The sequence below is a fragment of the Streptomyces sp. NPDC026659 genome, assembly GCF_040638245.1.
Classification (GTDB): Bacteria; Actinomycetota; Actinomycetes; order Streptomycetales; family Streptomycetaceae; genus Streptomyces.
Map to the genome: position 1 here is coordinate 57,737 of NZ_JBEZXY010000002.1, position 17,006 is coordinate 74,742.

14 protein-coding genes are annotated in these 17,006 nt (G+C 72.7%); 8 read left to right on the forward strand and 6 right to left on the reverse strand.

Annotated elements, in window-relative coordinates; all coding sequences use genetic code 11:
- The first annotated feature begins 55 nt into the window (after positions 1–55).
- From mce to AB0E91_RS04840, 5 genes are all read left to right on the forward strand, one after another.
- The gene (mce, locus tag AB0E91_RS04820; protein ID WP_018544542.1) at positions 56–496 is read left to right on the forward strand and encodes a methylmalonyl-CoA epimerase; all 441 of its coding nucleotides are present in this window, start codon (positions 56–58) and stop codon (positions 494–496) included.
- A gap of 205 nt (positions 497–701) precedes the next feature.
- Entirely contained in the window at positions 702–4,547 is a 3,846-nt protein-coding gene (gene scy, locus AB0E91_RS04825; protein WP_361775305.1) for a polarized growth protein Scy, read from the forward strand.
- Positions 4,548–4,730: 183 nt separating this feature from the next.
- Positions 4,731–5,666: a cellulose-binding protein gene (locus AB0E91_RS04830; protein WP_161178888.1), complete on the forward strand. Its 936-nt coding sequence runs from the start codon at positions 4,731–4,733 to the stop codon at positions 5,664–5,666.
- 255 nt (positions 5,667–5,921) lie between these two features.
- Entirely contained in the window at positions 5,922–7,190 is a 1,269-nt protein-coding gene (locus AB0E91_RS04835; protein ID WP_361775309.1) for an ABC transporter ATP-binding protein, read from the forward strand.
- Positions 7,187–8,050, forward strand: a complete 864-nt coding sequence (locus AB0E91_RS04840; protein WP_361775312.1) for an ABC transporter permease subunit — start codon at positions 7,187–7,189, stop codon at positions 8,048–8,050. The genes AB0E91_RS04835 and AB0E91_RS04840 overlap by 4 nt, the downstream gene beginning before the upstream one ends.
- A gap of 37 nt (positions 8,051–8,087) precedes the next feature.
- On the opposite strand, the gene AB0E91_RS04845 is transcribed toward AB0E91_RS04840, so the two are convergent.
- The gene (locus AB0E91_RS04845) at positions 8,088–8,420 is read right to left on the reverse strand and encodes an ATP/GTP-binding protein (RefSeq protein ID WP_361775315.1); all 333 of its coding nucleotides are present in this window, start codon (positions 8,418–8,420) and stop codon (positions 8,088–8,090) included.
- A 243-nt stretch (positions 8,421–8,663) separates the two neighbouring features.
- On the opposite strand from AB0E91_RS04845, the gene AB0E91_RS04850 reads away from it, so the two are divergent.
- On the forward strand, positions 8,664–9,692 hold the full coding sequence (locus tag AB0E91_RS04850; protein WP_361775318.1) for an LLM class flavin-dependent oxidoreductase: 1,029 nt from the start codon (positions 8,664–8,666) through the stop codon (positions 9,690–9,692).
- An 86-nt stretch (positions 9,693–9,778) separates the two neighbouring features.
- Here the strand turns inward: AB0E91_RS04850 and AB0E91_RS04855 are convergent, their stop codons facing one another.
- Complete coding sequence (locus tag AB0E91_RS04855) at positions 9,779–10,171, reverse strand: SCO5389 family protein (RefSeq protein WP_161181269.1); 393 nt, start codon at positions 10,169–10,171, stop codon at positions 9,779–9,781.
- Between the two features lie 297 nt (positions 10,172–10,468).
- On the opposite strand from AB0E91_RS04855, the gene nucS reads away from it, so the two are divergent.
- Entirely contained in the window at positions 10,469–11,140 is a 672-nt protein-coding gene (gene nucS / locus AB0E91_RS04860) for an endonuclease NucS (protein WP_018544534.1), read from the forward strand.
- A gap of 16 nt (positions 11,141–11,156) precedes the next feature.
- Here the strand turns inward: nucS and AB0E91_RS04865 are convergent, their stop codons facing one another.
- The 4 genes from AB0E91_RS04865 to AB0E91_RS04880 form a co-directional block, all read right to left on the reverse strand.
- Positions 11,157–13,631 (reverse strand): ATP-binding protein, encoded by a 2,475-nt coding sequence (locus tag AB0E91_RS04865; RefSeq protein WP_361775322.1) that lies wholly within the window; start codon positions 13,629–13,631, stop codon positions 11,157–11,159.
- A 282-nt stretch (positions 13,632–13,913) separates the two neighbouring features.
- A complete protein-coding gene (locus tag AB0E91_RS04870; RefSeq protein WP_361775325.1) occupies positions 13,914–14,237 on the reverse strand; it encodes an STAS domain-containing protein in 324 nt (107 codons plus the stop codon).
- A 212-nt stretch (positions 14,238–14,449) separates the two neighbouring features.
- Entirely contained in the window at positions 14,450–15,298 is an 849-nt protein-coding gene (locus AB0E91_RS04875) for a 3-hydroxyacyl-CoA dehydrogenase family protein (RefSeq protein WP_361775328.1), read from the reverse strand.
- A gap of 184 nt (positions 15,299–15,482) precedes the next feature.
- Positions 15,483–16,124 (reverse strand): TetR/AcrR family transcriptional regulator, encoded by a 642-nt coding sequence (locus AB0E91_RS04880; protein WP_361775331.1) that lies wholly within the window; start codon positions 16,122–16,124, stop codon positions 15,483–15,485.
- A 90-nt stretch (positions 16,125–16,214) separates the two neighbouring features.
- On the opposite strand from AB0E91_RS04880, the gene AB0E91_RS04885 reads away from it, so the two are divergent.
- On the forward strand, positions 16,215–17,000 hold the full coding sequence (locus AB0E91_RS04885) for an ATP-binding cassette domain-containing protein (protein WP_361775334.1): 786 nt from the start codon (positions 16,215–16,217) through the stop codon (positions 16,998–17,000).
- Positions 17,001–17,006: the final 6 nt, after the last annotated feature.

Sequence of the window (17,006 nt, forward strand, 5' to 3'; positions counted from 1 at the left end):
ACGGTGTGATCGCGCGCACGTTGCGTAACCACTTCGCACGCGCTGCACTGAAAACATGCTGACGCGAATCGACCACATCGGGATCGCCTGCCACGACCTCGACGCCACCGTCGAGTTCTACCGGACCACCTACGGCTTCGAGGTGTTCCACACCGAGGTGAACGAAGAGCAGGGCGTGCGCGAGGCCATGCTCAAGATCAACGAGACGTCCGACGGCGGCGCCTCCTACCTCCAGCTCCTGGAGCCGACCCGGGAGGACTCCGCGGTCGGCAAATGGCTCGCCAAGAATGGCGAGGGCGTCCATCACATCGCCTTCGGTACGGCGGATGTGGACGCGGACTCCGAGGAGATCCGCGGCAAGGGCGTACGCGTTCTGTACGACGAGCCACGACGTGGGTCCATGGGGTCGAGGATCACCTTCCTGCACCCGAAGGATTGCCACGGAGTCCTGACAGAACTGGTCACTTCGGCCTCGGTTGAGTCACCTGACCACTGACCTTCGTACATAAGGGCCGGTAGGGTTGGGGGCGGTCGTCTCCGAACACGGGGGACGACCGATGCCGGGGTCCGGGTTGGGGGACGAGCGTCGGGGCAGCAGCCCGTGCTCCGCCGATGATCTGACACCATTCCCCGGGGGCCCCGTCCGGCGGACGGACGGAGCTCGTTGGAGAAGCTGACCAGGGGACGGATGGGACCGCGCAGTGCGGGGCTACGAGAGCCAGGAGCGAGAGCCGGCGGCTGACGTCGACCACCTCTCTCGGTTCGAGGCCGAGATGAAGCGGCTGAAGACCGAGCGGGAAAAGGCGATCCAGCACGCCGAGGACCTCGGCTACCAGGTCGAGGTGCTGCGCGCCAAGCTGCACGAGGCGCGCCGCACCCTCATGACCAGGCCCTCCTACGAGGGCGGCGACATCGGCTATCAGGCCGAGCAGTTGCTGCGTAATGCCCAGGTGCAGGCCGAGCAGTTGCGGCAGGACGCGGAGCGGGAGCTGAGTCAGGCCCGCGCGCAGACCCAGCGCATCCTGCAGGAGCACGCCGAGCAGGCGGCCCGGCTGCAGGCCGAGCTGCACCAGGAGGCGGTCACCCGTCGCCAGCAGCTCGACCAGGAGCTGGCGGAGCGCAGGCAGACCGTCGAGTCGCACGTCAACGAGAACGTGGCGTGGGCGGAGCAGCTGCGCGCCCGTACCGAGCAGCAGGCACGCCGGCTGCTCGACGAGTCCCGCGCCGAGACCGAGCAGGCGATGACCGCCGCCCGCGCGGAGGCCGAGCGGCTGACCCGGGAGGCCCGCGACCGGCTGCGCAACGACGCCGAGGCGGCCCGGTCCGAGGCCGAGCAGATCCTGCGTCGCGCCCGCACGGACGCCGAGCGGCTGCTGAACGCGGCCTCGGCCCAGGCCCAGGAGGCCACCGACCACGCCGAGCAGGTGCGGACGTCCACCGTCAGCGAGTCGGACGCCGCGCGCCGGCAGGCCGCCGAGCTGAGCCGGACGGCCGAGGAGCGCATGGCGGAGGCCGAGCGGGCGCTGCGCAGCGCGCGTTCGGAGGCCGACAAGCTGGTCGCGGAGGCCGAGGAGCGGGCCGCCAAGGCCATCTCCAGTGCCGAGGCGGCCAACGAGACGCGTACCCGTACCGCCAAGGAGCAGGTCGCCCGGCTGGTCGGCGAGGCCACCAAGGAGGCGGAGACCACCAAGGCGGACGCCGAGCAGCTGGTCGCCGACGCCCGTGCCGAGGCGGAGAAGGTCCTCGCGGAGGCCGGGGAGCGGGCCCGCAACGCGACCGCCGAGGAGACGGCGAGTCAGCTGTCGAAGGCCGCCCGGACCGCCGAGGACGTGCTCGACAAGGCGTCGGAGGACGCCCGTCGGACCACGAAGGCCGCCGCCGAGGAGGCCGAGCGCATCCGCTCGGAGGCCGAGGCGGAGGCGGACCGGCTGCGGGCCGAGGCGCACGACCTGGCCGAGCAGCTCAAGGGCACGGCGAAGGACGACACCAAGGAGTACCGGGCCAAGACGGTCGAGCTCCAGGAGGAGGCCCGGCGGCTGCGCGGCGAGGCCGAGCAGCTGCGCGCCGACGCGGTCGAAGAGGGCGAGTCCATCCGCGCCGAGGCCCGCCGCGAGGCGGTGGCGCAGATCGAGGAGGCGGCCAGGTCCGCCGAGGAACTGCTCTCCAAGGCCAAGGCGGACGCCGACGAGCTGCGCAAGACGGCCACCACGGACAGCGAGAAGGTCCGCACCGAGGCCATCGAGCGCGCCACGGCGCTGCGCCGGCAGGCCGAGGAGACCCTGGAGCGCACCCGCAAGGAGGCCGAGCGGCTCAAGGCCGAGGCCGAGGAGCGGGCCGAGTCGGTCGGGGAGGACGCCGAGCGGGCCGCGCGCGAGCTGCGCGAGGAGGCCGAGCGGGCCGCCGAGGCGCGCCGTGAGGAGGCCGCCACCGAGCTGACGCGGCTCCAGACGGAGACGCAGGACCGCCTGGAGTCGGCGGAGCAGGCGCTGACGGAGGCCCGCGAGGAGGCGTCCGGTATCCGCCGGGAGGCGGGCGAGGAGGCCGAGCGGCTGCGGTCGGAGGCCGCCGAGCGCATCCGTACGCTCCAGCAGCAGGCCGCGACCGAGGCCGAGCGGCTGCGCGACGAGGCCGCGGCCGACGCGTCCGCCTCGCGCGCCGAGGGCGAATCCGTGGCCGTACGGCTGCGGTCCGAGGCCGCGGCGGAGGCCGAACGGCTCAAGGTGGAGGCGCAGGACACCGCGGACCGGGTGCGCGCGGAGGCGCAGGCCGCCGCCGAGCGGCTGGCCACCGAGGCGTCCGAGACGCTGGCCGCCGCCCAGGAGGAGGCCGTGCGCCGCCGCCGGGAGGCGGAGGAACTGCTCGGTTCGGCCCGCGAGGAGGCGGACCAGGAGCGCGAGCGGGCCCGCGAGCAGAGCGAGGAGCTGCTCGCCTCGGCGCGCAAGCGCGTGGAGGAGGCCCAGACCGAGGCGACCCGGCTGGTCGAGGAGGCCGACCGGCGCGCGACGGAGATGGTGTCCGCCGCCGAGCAGCACGCCCAGCAGGTGCGCGAGTCGGTCTCCGGGCTGCACGAGCAGGCGCAGGAGGAGATCGTCGGACTGCGCTCGGCCGCCGAGCACGCGGCGGAGCGTACGCGCCGGGAGGCGGAGGAGGAGGCGGACCGCGTCCGCACCGACGCCTACGCCGAGCGCGAGCGCGCGGGCGAGGACGCGGCACGGCTGCGCCGCGAGGCGAACGAGGAGGCCGAGGAGGCCAAGTCGCTCGCGGAGCGCACGGTCGCGGAGGCGATCACGGAGTCCGAGCGGCTGCGCACGGAGACGACGGAGTACGCGCAGCGGGTGCGGACCGAGGCGTCCGACGCGCTGGCCGAGACGGACCAGGCGGCCTCGCGCACCCGGGCGGACGCCCGGGAGGACGCCAACCGCATCCGTACGGACGCGGCGACGCAGGTGGACACCCTCATCACCGAGGCGAGTGCGGAGGCGGAGCGGCTCCAGACGGAGACGGCCGCCGAGGCCGAGCGGGTGCGCTCGGAGGCGGTCGCGGGCGCGGAGCGTCTGATCGCGGACGCGACCGACGACGCGGAGCGGCTGCGCGCCGAGGCCGCCGAGACGGTGGGTACGGCCCAGCGGCACGCGGAGCGGATGCGCGCGGAGGCCGAACGGGTGCGCGCCGAGGCGGAGTCGGAGGCCGAGCGGCTCGTCGGTTCGGCGCGCGAGGAGTCCGAGCGGACGCTGGACGAGGCGCGCCAGGAGGCCAACAAGCGGCGTTCGGAGGCGGCCGAGCAGGTCGACACGCTCATCACGGAGACGGCGGCCGAGGCGGACAAGCTGCTCGCCGAGGCGCAGCAGCAGGCACAGCAGACCACCGCGGACGCGGAGACGCAGGCCGACTCGATGGTGGGCGCGGCCCGCACCGAGGCCGAGCGGCTCGTCGGCGACGCGACGGTCGAGGGCAACTCCCGGGTGGAGAAGTCCCGTGCGGACGCCGACGAGTTGCTGGTCGGGGCGCGCCGGGACGCGACCGCGATCCGGGAGCGCGCCGAGGAGCTGCGCGACCGGGTCACCTCCGAGATCGAGGAGCTGCACGAGCGGGCCCGCCGTGAGGCGGCCGAGACGATGAAGTCGACCGGCGACCGCTGCGACAACCTCATCAAGCAGGCCGAGGAGCAGCTGGCCAAGGCGCAGACGAAGGCCAAGGAGCTGGTGTCGGAGGCCAGTTCGGAGGCGAGCAAGGTGCGCATCGCCGCCGTCAAGAAGGTGGAGGGGCTGCTCAAGGAGGCCGAGCAGAAGAAGGCCAGGCTGGTCAAGGAGGCCGAGGACCTCAAGGCCGAGGCGATCCGCGAGGCGCGGGAGACCGTCGAAGAGGGCAAGCGCGAGCTGGAGTTGCTGGTGCGCCGGCGCGAGGACATCAACACGGAGATCTCGCGGGTCCAGGACGTGCTGGAGGCGCTCGAATCCTTCGAGGGTCCGGGCGGCAAGGACGGCGGGGTCAAGGCGGGCGCCACGGTGGGGGCACCCCGATCGGGTGGCAAACCCCAGGAGAACTAGCGGCCGGTGCGATGCGCCGTGTGGGGCAGGGGGTTCGGCCGGGTCTTTGGCAAGTTGTCAGGGGCCCGGCCACCCGAAAGAGGTGTCATTCTATTGATCAAACACGTATCCGCTCGATGACACACCGCTCAGGCGCCTAGGATTCCACCTATCACCTCACCGGTCTCATTCGACAGGAACCCCATGAGCGACACTTCCCCCTACGGCTTCGAGCTTGTGCGGCGTGGATACGACCGCGCTCAGGTGGACGAACGCATCTCCAAGCTCGTCTCCGACCGTGACAGCGCGCTCTCCCGGATCACCGCTCTGGAGAAGCGCATCGAGGAGCTCCACCTCGAGACGCAGAACGCCCAGGCCCAGGTCACCGACGCCGAGCCGTCGTACGCGGGTCTCGGCGCGCGGGTCGAGAAGATCCTTCGGCTCGCCGAGGAAGAGGCGAAGGATCTGCGCGAGGAGGCCAGGCGCGCGGCCGAGCAGCACCGTGAGCTGGCCGAGTCGGCCGCCCAGCAGGTCCGTAACGACGCCGAGTCGTTCGCCTCCGAGCGCAAGGCCAAGGCGGAGGACGACGGCGTCCGGATCGTCGAGAAGGCGAAGGGCGACGCGGCCCAGCTGCGTTCCGACGCGCAGAAGGACGCGCAGTCCAAGCGCGAGGAGGCGGACGCCCTCTTCGAGGAGACCCGCGCCAAGGCCGCGCAGGCCGCCGCCGACTTCGAGACGAACCTCGCCAAGCGCCGCGAGCAGTCCGAGCGCGACCTGGCCTCCCGTCAGCAGAAGGCGGAGAAGCGTCTGGCGGAGATCGAGCACCGCGCCGAGCAGCTCCGTCTGGAGGCGGAGAAGCTGCGCACCGACGCCGACCGCCGTGCCCGTCAGACGGTGGAGACGGCGCAGCGCCAGGCCGAGGACATCGTGGCCGACGCCAACGCCAAGGCCGACCGCATCCGTTCGGAGTCCGAGCGCGAGCTGGCCGCCCTGACCAACCGCCGCGACAGCATCAACGCCCAGCTGACCAACGTCCGCGAGATGCTGGCCACGCTGACCGGTGCCGCGGTGGCCGCCGCCGGTTCGCCGGTCGAGGACGAGTCGGTCTCGCGCGGCGTCCCGGCGCAGCAGACGCGCTAGTACCCGCGCGGCAGCTTTCCCGTACGGTCGCCAGGACCGGGCGGAGCCCCCTTCCGTTGCAGTCGGCAGGGGGCTCCGCCCGGTCCTGGCATGATCGCCACGGTCTCCGGCCGGGCCGCCCGGGAACCTTCGGACACGCCGGGTGAAGCTCTGGCTTTACTTTCTCTTGAGCGGAACCGTCAGCGCCCGGATATCCTCCTAACCCTTACGGGGGCGTGCGCCCCGCTGTCCTGAACCTTCCGATGGGTGCGGAGCATGATCGAGGCGGCAGGCCTGACCAAGCGCTACGGTGACAAGACCGCGGTGCACAACCTCTCCTTCCAGGTACGTCCGGGTGCGGTGACCGGCTTCCTCGGGCCCAACGGCTCGGGCAAGTCCACGACCATGCGGATGATCCTCGGGCTGGACAACCCGACCTCGGGGACGGTGACGATCGGCGGCCATCCCTACGGCAAGCTGCCCAACGCCCCCCGCCAGGTCGGCGCGCTCCTCGACGCCAAGGCGGTGCACGGCGGCCGCTCGGCCCGTCAGCACCTGCTGAGCCTGGCCCAGCTGTCCGGCATCCCGGCCCGCCGGGTGGACGAGGTCCTCGGGGTCGTCGGCCTCCAGGACGTGGCGAAGAGGCGTTCCAAGGGCTTCTCGCTCGGCATGGGCCAGCGGCTCGGCATCGCGGCCGCGCTGCTCGGCGACCCGCAGGTGCTGCTCTTCGACGAGCCGGTCAACGGCCTCGACCCCGAGGGCATCCTCTGGGTGCGCAATCTGATGAAGGCGCTCGCGGCCGAGGGCCGTACGGTCTTCGTCTCCTCGCACCTGATGAGCGAGATGGCGCTGACCGCCGACCACCTCATCGTGATCGGGCGCGGCCAGCTGATGGCCGACATGAGCGTGTCGGAGTTCATCTCCGCCAACTCCGCCGACTTCGCCCGGGTGCGTACCCCCGAGACCGAGCCGCAGCAGCGCGAGAAGCTGACGGCCGCGCTCACCGAGGCGGGCGGCCACGTGCTCCCCGAGCCGGATGGCGCGCTGCGGGTGACCGGCCTTCCGCTGCCCCGCATCAGCGACCTGGCGCACGGCGCGGACGTACGGCTGTGGGAGCTGTCCCCGCACCAGGCCTCGCTGGAGGAGGCGTACATGCGGATGACGCAGGGCGTGGTCGACTACCGCTCGACCACCGACCAGCGCTCGGGCCTCCAGCAGCCGCTGCCGCCGGACGCCCAGCCTCCGATGCCGGTGCCGGGCCAGGGCCAGCCGGGCTGGTACGCCCCGCCGCCGCCCCAGCCGGGCGCCCCGTACGCCCCGCAGAACCCGGCCCCCGGGCCGTACGGCGGCGGATACGGCCCGGCGGGTGCCGGGGCCCCGAACCCGTACGCGACGCCCGCACAGGCCCCTCAGCCGCAGCCCGCGCCCGCCGCCGCTCCCCCGGCCCCGCAGCCGGCCCCGGCCGCCGAGCCCGCGCAGTCCGCCGGAGCCGCCGGCAAGGCCGCCGCATCCGCCGAACCGACCCAGCCCGAGGACGCCCGATGAGCACGCACAACACCCCGCTGCCGCAGGCACCCGCGGCCGCCGTGAGCGGCGGACCGTACCCCGGCTACAGCTCGCCCATCCCCATCGTGCGCACCCATCTGGGGCACGCGCTGGCCTCGGAGTGGACGAAGATCAGGTCGGTGCGCTCGACGATCTGGACGCTGGGCGTGTTCGCGCTGCTCGTGTTCGGCATCGGCCTGCTGGTCGCGCTCGCGGTGCGCGGCACCTCCGCCGACCTGTCCGGCGCGACCGCCCTCGCCATGGGCTTCTTCGGGCTGCTGCTCGGCATGGTCTGCGTGATCACGCTGGGCGTGCTGACGACGGCCTCGGAGTACGGCACGGGCATGATCCGTACGACGATGACGGCGTGCCCGACCCGGGGCCGGGTCCTCGCCGCCAAGTCGATCGTGTTCTTCGTGCTCGCGTTCGTGGTGACGCTGGTGACCGTGACCGTGACGGCCCTGGTGCAGACCTCGCTGCTGACGGGCCAGGGCGTGGAGCCGCCGACCGGTCAGGACTGGCTGAAGGCCACGGTCGGCATCAGCCTCTTCATCGCCCTGATCGGGCTGATCTCGCTGCTGGTCGGCTCGATGATCCGGCACTCCGCGGGCGCCATCACCCTCATGATCGGCGCGGTGCTCGCCCCGCTGGTGATCGCCCTCTTCATGAACGCGTCCTCGCTGGAGAAGGTCCAGCAACTGCTGCTCGAGTACTCGATCCCGAGCCAGATGGGCGTCTTCTACGACAACACCCTGAGCCACTCCGGGCCTTCGGGCTGGGAGCCGCTGTGGATCATGCTGGGCGTGACGGCCGCGGCCTACGCGGCGGCGTACGCGCTGCTGCGGAGCCGGGACGTGTAAGGACCCGCGCGGTAAGGACCCATGCGGTAAGGGCCGCTCAGAACCTCGGCGCGCCACCGGGCCGTCGCACCCTCGTGGTGCGGCGGTCCTTCGCGTTCCAGCAGGCCTTGTGCCAGTGCCTGCGGTCGTCCACGCCCGCGTGCTCGGGCCACGCCACCACGTGCGGGACGCCGGAGGGGATCAACTGGTCGCAGCCGGGGCAGCGATAGGTCTTGCCCTCGGCGCTCGCCCCCGCGACATGGCGCACGCTCCAGTCCTCGCCCCGCCAGCTCTCGCTGGCCTGCCAGCCGCCGTACCGGCCGGTCCCCTCGTCCTCGGCGCTGCGGCCGGACGCTCCGGCTGCCTTCGGTCGGTTGCGACGCGGGGACACGGGACACCTCTCGGGGCTATACAGGAAGTACGGTCCGCGTCCAGCCTACGCGGCACCCGAGCGGGCAGGCGTAAAGAACCAACCCGCACAAGTCCCCCTCAGGGGCGATCCATTCCAGCAGAGAACCGACCATTCTGCAGACAATCCGCAAATCCCCCTGCCGAGCCGTGTCCTGGGCACGTGTCATGTGGTTATGCCGAGAGCGGGGGAGCTCCGGTCGGAGCCGAGAAAGCGGGAAGTGCGATGCGTGTAGGAAGTTTTGTCCTGGCGGCCCGGTTCCCGGGCCAGGGGCCCGGGGAGGCCCTGCACCGGGCGGTGCGCTCGGCGGAGGTGGCCGACGAGGCCGGACTGGACACCGTGTGGCTGGCCGAGCACCACTTCGTGCCGTACGGGACCTGCCCGTCGGCGATCACCCTGGCCGCCCTGCTGCTCGGCCGCACCCGCCGCGTCCGGGTCGGCACCGCGGTCAGCGTGCTGCCCACCGCCCACCCGGTCGCCGTCGGCGAACAGGCGGCGCTGCTCCACGTGACCAGCGGCGGCCGCTTCACCCTCGGCGTCGGCCGCGGCGGCCCCTGGGTCGACCTGGAGGTGTTCGGCACCGGCCTCGGGGCGTACGAGCGCGGCTTCCCGGAGTCTCTGGACCTGCTGCTGCGCTGGCTGCGGGAGCCGTCGGTGGCAGCCTCGGGCGAGCGGTACCGCTTCCGCGAGGTGCCCGTCGTACCGCGTCCGTCGGAGTCGCTGACCGAGGCGCCGGGGCCCGAGGTGGTCGTCGCGTGCACCTCGCCCGCGAGCGTACGGCTGGCCGCCGAGCGCGGGCTGCCGATGCTGCTCGGGATGCACATCGGGGACGAGGAGAAGGCGGAGATGGTCGGGCTGTGGCGACGCCACGCACGGGCGGCGGGCCGTTCCGGCGAGGAGATCGCCGGGGCCGCGCACGTCTCGGCCGGGGTCTGCCAGCTCGCGGACCGGCGCACGGACGCGGTGGAGACGCTGCTGAAGGCGATGCCGGGCTGGCTGAAACAGGGCCTCGACGCGCATGTGACGGTGGACGGCCGGCCCCGCGCGATGCGCGACCCGTTCGCCTACACCGAACTGCTCTGCGGGCTGCACCCGGTGGGCACGCCCCGGCTCGCCGCCGACCGGCTCGCGGCGACGGCCGAGCGCACCGGCATCTCCCGGTTCGCCCTGCTGACCGAGGGGTCCGGCGATCTGGACGCGACCGAGGAGAACCTGCGGCGCCTGGGCGCCGAGGTACTGCCCCAGCTGCGCTGACCGGCTCCCCGGGCCCCGGCCGGGCTGCCCGCCGCTCCCCCGCCGCGCGGGCTGCGCGGGGGCGGAGCGGCAGGCCGGCCGGGCCGTCAGCAGTCCCGGAGTTCCGGCGACTGGTTGAGCAACTGGCTGCGCACCGACGTGAATCGGGCCAGCGTCTCGTCCGCCGAGGGGTCGAGCGGGAACACCGCCACCCGGTGGCAGTTCTGGAAGGCCAGCCGCACTCCGAAGTGCCGCTGCAGTGCGCCGCGCATGGCATCGCTCGCGAGCACACGCAGCAGCTCACCACGCGCGTGCTCGTCCGGCGGGGGCGTCTGGTTGTCGGCGAAGGGTCCGCCGTCCACGTTCAGCCGGGCCACCAGGGCGCTGATCATCTCCCACGCAAAAGGCAGGGAGGTCCGGACGCAGTCGACGAATTCTGCATCGTCGACCTCGCCTCGCTCGGCCTTTTCGAGTAGGGCCGGTGAGACGTCGAGCGACATGGGTTCTCCTCTCGCACCCCCGACGGGCAGGGGTTGCCGGACAGATGTGGGAGTGCGCGACATCCGGACGATCGGTAGCACCACCGCGCCCCCCGATTCCTACGGTAGGCAACCGTCGGTGACCACACCAGCAGAATGCGTATATGGAACGGTCGCTCTGCGGTCACAATCGGCCAGGGATGAACAAGAGTTTCCAGGGACAAATAGGGTGACCCAGTGGACGGCCGAGGCGGGTGGGGCGGGGCGGGAGCTGGGCGAATCGCGTGCACCGGTGCGCGTCGAGTAGCGTTGCCGACCATGCGTCTCGTCATTGCCCGGTGCTCGGTCGACTACGCCGGCCGGCTCACCGCCCACCTGCCCTCGGCTCCCCGCCTGATCCTGGTCAAGGCGGACGGCAGCGTCTCCATCCACGCGGACGACCGGGCCTACAAGCCCCTCAACTGGATGTCGCCGCCCTGCACCCTCAAGGAGGGCACGGGGGACGACAGCGGGGTGTGGACCGTCATCAACAAGGCGGGCGAAAAACTGATCATCACGATGGAGGAGATCCTGCACGACTCCTCCCACGAACTCGGGGTGGACCCCGGTCTGATCAAGGACGGCGTGGAAGCGCACCTCCAGGAGCTGCTCGCCGACCGCATCGAGACGCTCGGCGAGGGCTACACGCTCATCCGCCGCGAGTACATGACCGCCATCGGCCCGGTGGACATCCTGTGCCGGGACGCCGACGGCGGCACCGTCGCGGTCGAGATCAAGCGGCGCGGCGAGATCGACGGCGTGGAGCAGCTCACCCGCTATCTGGAGCTGCTCAACCGCGACCCGCACCTCGCCCCGGTGCGCGGGGTCTTCGCCGCTCAGGAGATCAAGCCCCAGGCCCGCGTGCTCGCCACGGACCGGGGCATCAACTGCCAGATCCTCGACTACGACGCCATGCGCGGCATCGAGGACGACAAGCTGCGTCTGTTCTGACCCGCGCCTCCCCGGCTCACATCACCTCGCCGGGGTCGCTGCTCGCCGGGTCGACGGGGGCCGACGCGCTGGAGGGCGCGGGACCGCTGGCGGAGGTGGAGGTCTCCGGGTCGGTCCCGGTCTCCGTCGCGGTCGGCGACGCGGGTGTGGTCGGTGCGGTCGGGGTCTGCGTCGACTGCGTCGGCGAGTCGCTGGTCTGCGGGGGCGGGCTCGGGGATTCCGCGCTCCGGCTCGGCGTCGGGCCGGGCTTCTGCGTGTGCTGCTGTCCCCCGCCCGTCCCCCTCGTCTCCCCCGCGCCGGCGGGCGCCTTGAGCGGCGTGGCGGACGACGCCGGGTCGTCGGCGGTGCCGAGGGTGCCGTCCGGGCCCGCGTCGGTGGGCCGGGCGCTCGGGGCGGACGTGTCGCGGGCCTTGGCGTCGTCCTTCTTCGGCACCGCGCCCAGGTTCCCGTCGTCCAGGCCCTGGGTCGCGGACGGGTCGATCTCCACGCTGCCCGCCGGATCGCGGTCGGCGTTCTGCTGCGAGGTCATGCCGAGCGTGACGACCGTGCCGAGCACGGCGACGAGCAGCGCGCCGGACCCGGCGGCCACCAGATTGCGCCGGGCCGTTCTGCGGATTCCGGCCCGGCCGTCCTCGGCCACCGGGCGCATCGTGACCGTGCCCGCGTCGGTGGGGCCGTACAGCGCGACGGGCACGGCCACGGTCTGGTCGTGCCGGGCCTCGGACGCCTCGGCGGCCGTCAGCGCGGCGAGGGCGGGCAGGTCGCCCGCACGGTCGGCGACCAGCGCGAGCGCGCGGCGGCCCGCGACGGTGCCGCGCTTGTCCGCGAGCGCGGCCCGCAGCCCCTGGGACGCCTCCAGCTCGGTACGGGCCCGGTCCAACTGGCCCTCGCACAGCGCGAGTACGCCCAACTCGTGGTGGAAGTAAGCCTGTTCGGCCGTGTCACCGGCGAGCCGGGCGGCCTCGGTGCCGACCCGCAGGGTGCGCTGCCAGGCGTTCCAGTGCAGTCCGGCGGCGAAGGCGGCGCAGGCCGCGTGGGCGAGCCGTACCGCGCAGTTCTCCTCCGCCTCCGCCTCGTTCCCCTCGCCGTCGGCCTGCTGCCGTACGGCGGGGGCGAGCAGCGCGAGCGCGGCGAGCACCGCGTCGGCCTCGGCGCACACCCGCTCCGGGGCGACCGAGGGGTGGCCCGCCCACCAGGCGTAGTGCCGGGCGGCGGTGAGGGCGCGCTCGGCGGCGTCGTCGCCGTATCCGGCGGCCTCCAGCTGGACCCGCACGCTGGACGCGAGCCGGTAGCGGGCACCGGCGCGGGAGACCAGGCCGCAGGCCGACAGCTCGGCGAGCGCGGCGTCCGCGTGGGTGTCCCCCACCAGCGCGGGCAGATGGGCCTGGTGGGGCACCTCGCCCTCCAGCGCGACGGCGAAGCGGAGCGTGGCGCGGGCGGAGGAGCTGAGCCGGGAGGCGAGCAGCGGGGCGGGGGCGGCGGCCTCGCCGAGGGAGGGCAGCGGGACCTCCTCGGCCTCGTCCTCCTCGACCGGTACCCCGAACACCGCCTCGGCGGGAGGCCGTACGTCCTCGAAGACGCCGTACTCGTCCACCACCCCGGCGCCCGCGCGCAGTTGCTCGCGCTGCCGGAGCAGGGCGCCCGCCTGGACGAATCTGAGGGGCAGCCCCTCGGACTCGAACCACAGGTCGCCCGCCCAGTTGGCCTCCTCCTCGGTGAGGCCGCGGCCGAGCGTGCGCTCCAGGATCTCCATGCCGGCCGCGCGGTCCAGGCCGGGGAGTTCGACCTCCTCGACCTCCAGGTCGGCGGCGGGGGCGGGGATGTCGGGGGTGGCGCCGAGCAGGAAGGCGCACTCGGGGGTGGCGTCGAGGAGGCCGGAGAGCGAGGCGCCGCCGAACTCGAGGTCGTCCACGACGACGACGGCGCCGATCTCCTTGACCAGGGCGCGCAGTTCGTCCGGCTCGGGGCGGTGGTGCGGGGCGTCGTAGACGGTGTGGAAGAGGTCGCGCAGCAGGTCGTCGGCGGTGCGGTGGGCGCCGGTGAGGCGGACCACGCCGTCGGGGGCGAGGTCGGTGCAGTCCTCGGCGACCAGGTCGAGCAGGGAGGTGCGGCCGGCGCCGGCCGGGCCGGTCAGGCGCACGGAGCGGCCCCGGGTGAGCAGCTGGACCAGGCTCTCGCGCACCTCCTGACGGGCGAGCAGCTCGACCTCGGACTCCTCGGCGCCGGGCGGCAGGGCGGCGTACTCGGCCTCGGCGCGCTCCTCGGGGCTGCGCCTGCGGGGCGTGCCGGTGCCCGGGGTGCCGGGCGGGACGGGCGCGATCTCGCTGCCGTCGACGGGGTTGACGGTCAGCAGGAAGTCACCGGAGACGATCCGGGTCGTACGGGCGAGGGCCGGGGCGCTCTGGACGAGGTGGGCGGTGAGGGAGTCGCGGGGCGGTCGGCGGCCCGGCGCCCGGTCGTGCTCCTCGGCTCCCGGAATGATCGGGTCCATGGGTTCTCCCCAAAAGCGTCGTGTGCCCTGTCTCGGCCCCCACCGGCCTGCCGCACATCGCGCTGTCGCTTCTGGTCCGGGCCCGCCGGAAGGGATACGAGGCGGCGGGCGACCGAACCTTAAACCTTCGGACGGCATCCGCGACAGAGCGGGGTGCCCGGTGGTCCGAGAGATCACGGTCCGGTGAGGAATGCCCCCGACGTGCGGTTGGGCGTCCGTGTCCGGCCTTGCGGCTTACCGCGGTGAACCGCGCGCGGCGGCAGGACCGTTACTGCCCGGGGGTCACACCCGGGGCAGCGACTCGACGCCGATGCCGCCCTCGATGGCGAGGATGCGGTGCAGCCGCGTGGCGACCAGCAGGCGCTGCATCTGCGCCGGCACATGGCGCAGCACCAGACGGCGGCCGCAGCGGCCGGCCCTCCGGTGGGCGCCCATGATCACCCCGAGCCCGGTGGCGTCCCAGGAGTCCAGTTCGGACAGGTCGAGCACGAGATCGCCGACCCCGTGGTCGACGGCCGCGTGCAGGGCCGTACGGGCGTCCGCCGCGCTGCGGACGTCGAGGCGCCCCCCGACGACCAGCTCGGCGTGGTCGCCCCTGATGTACATATGCGCTCCCCGTTGAGTGCGAGTGGCGTACTCCGTGTCGGTGCTGTGCACCGTCTGACTGTGTGAGTGGCAGAGCGGTTGCTCTTTGTAAGCGAACCGATACCGAATTCACCCCCGAGAGTGATACTCCAGGGGTGTCTGTCCGGATGCGTACGGATCGGTACGGGGGTCGGTACCGGGCCGGTTCCGACCCGGTACCGCGTCAGTACGGATCAGTACGTGTAGAAGCCCTGCCCGCTCTTGCGGCCGATGTCACCGGCGTCCACCATCCGGCGCATCAGCTCCGGCGGGGCGAACTTCTCGTCCTGGCTCTCGGTGTAGATGTTGCCGGTGGCGTGCAGCAGGATGTCCACGCCGGTGAGGTCGGCGGTGGCCAGCGGGCCCATGGCGTGTCCGAAGCCGAGCTTGCAGGCGAGGTCGATGTCCTCGGCCGTGGCGACGCCGGACTCGTAGAGCTTGGTGGCCTCGACCACGAGGGCGGAGATCAGGCGGGTGGTGACGAACCCGGCGACGTCGCGGTTGACGACGATGCAGGTCTTGCCGACCGACTCGGCGAACTCCCGCGCGGTGGCGAGGGTTTCGTCGCTGGTCTTGTAACCCCGGACCAGCTCGACGAGCCGCATCATCGGCACCGGCGAGAAGAAGTGCACGCCGACGACCCGCTCGGGGCGCTCGGTGACGGCCGCGATCTTGGTGATCGGGATGGCGGAGGTGTTGGAGGCGAGCACGGTGTCGGGCCGCACGATCTTGTCGAGCGCGCGGAAGATCTCGTGCTTGATCTCCAGCTTCTCGAAGACGGCCTCGACCACGATGTCCGCGTCGGCGGCCGCGTCGAGGTCGGTGGTCGGGGTGATCCGCCCGAGGGCGGCCTCGGCGTCGGCCGCGTCGAGCTTGCCCTTGGCCACGAACTTGTCGTACGAGGCCCGGATGCCGTCGGTCCCCCGCTTGAGCGCCTCGTCGGTGACGTCGCGCAGCACGACGTCCCAACCGGCCTGAGCGGCGACCTGGGCGATCCCGGACCCCATGAGCCCGGCTCCGATGACGGCGAGCTTCCCAGCCACTCCCACACCCCTTACGCGCTGTTTATGGTTCCTCTCCGGCGGACATTAGCGCCCGGGCACGGCCGTGAGGACCGTAAGTAACGCGTGTCACGGTCTCAGGGCGTGAGACACCCGTCACGTTCCGGTGGGACCGGCGCGGGGCGTCAAATGCGTACGCTTTCGCACCCTTTGGCGCGCGATCCGGTCAGCAGGGTTCCCGGACCGCATAGTTGAGGACCTGCTCGCTCAGCAGCTCCTCGATGTCGTCCAGGAGGACGAGTACTTCACGGGAGACCTCGCCGGGTTCGCGCCCGGCGAGCATGGCGCGCCCGATGGCGGCGGAGACCGTCTGGTGGACCCAGCAGATCTGCCCGGCCATCAGCTCGGGCCGGGGATCGCCGTCGGCGGCGCCCGTCTCCTCGCGCAGGGCCGCCGCCAGGTGGTCCTGGATCTCCTGCTGCAAGGTCCAGAGCCGGGACCTGAGGGGCGGCGCCTCGTGGACGACGCGCATGAAGCGGTCGTAGCCCTTGGTCAGGCCGACCCGGGGCGAGACGGCCTCGACCTCGCCGCGCAGCTCGCGCAGCACGGCCACCGCCGCGGACTCCCCCGTGTCGCGGCCGCGCACCCAGCGCGTGAGCCGGTCGACCAGACCGCCCGCGCGGTCGAAGAAGAGGTCCTCCTTGGCGGGGAAGTAGTTGTAGACCGTGTTCACGGAGACGTCGGCCGCCTCGGCCACGTCCGCCATCGTCACCGCCATGAAGCCGCGCTCCAGGAACAGTCCGGTGGCGATGTCCGAGATCCGCTGTCTGGTCTCGCGCTTCTTCCGCTCCCTGAGCCCCTCTGCCATGCCGTCATCGTAGATCGACCCCTCCCTGGGTGGAGTCTCTGAAATTTTGGAGTCATTGCAATTTTAGAGTCTCTCTGTTTTTCTGTGGGCATGGCAGCAGTCATCAGCGCGGCCGGACTGGCCCGCACCTTCCGTACGAAGACAGGACCCGTGGAGGCCGTACGGTGCGTCGACCTCGCCGTGCGCGAGGGCGAGATCCTCGGCCTCCTCGGGCCCAACGGCGCGGGCAAGACCACCACCCTGCGCATGCTCACCACTCTGTTGAAGCCCACCGGCGGCGCGGCGACCGTCGCCGGGCACGACCTCGCGACCGACCCGGCCGGAGTGCGCCGGGTGTGCGGCTACGTCGCCCAGTCCGGCGGGGTCGACCCGCAGGTCGGCGTGCGCGAGGAACTCGTCACCCAGGGGCGGCTGTACCGGCTGTCCAGAGCCGAGGCGGTCGCCCGCGCCGAGGAACTCGCCCGCGAGCTGGACCTCACCGAACTGCTCGACCGCAAGGCGGGCGCGCTCTCCGGCGGCCAGCGCCGCCGTCTGGACATCGCGATGGCGCTCACCCACCGGCCCAGGGTGCTGTTCCTGGACGAGCCGACGACCGGCCTCGACCCCGGCAGCCGCGCCGGCCTGTGGGCGCTGATCCGGCGACTGCGCGACGAGCAGGGCACGACCGTGTTCCTGACCACCCACTACCTGGACGAGGCCGACGCCCTCGCCGACCGGCTGGTGATCGTCGACCGGGGCGTGGTCGCCGCCGAGGGCACCCCGGCCGCCCTCAAGCTGGAGTACGGCGGCTCTCTCGACGCCACGCTTCAGGACACCTTCCTCGCCGTCACCGGCCGCGGCCCCGCCCCGGCCGACTCCTCCCCCGTCGCCGTCTAGGACGCA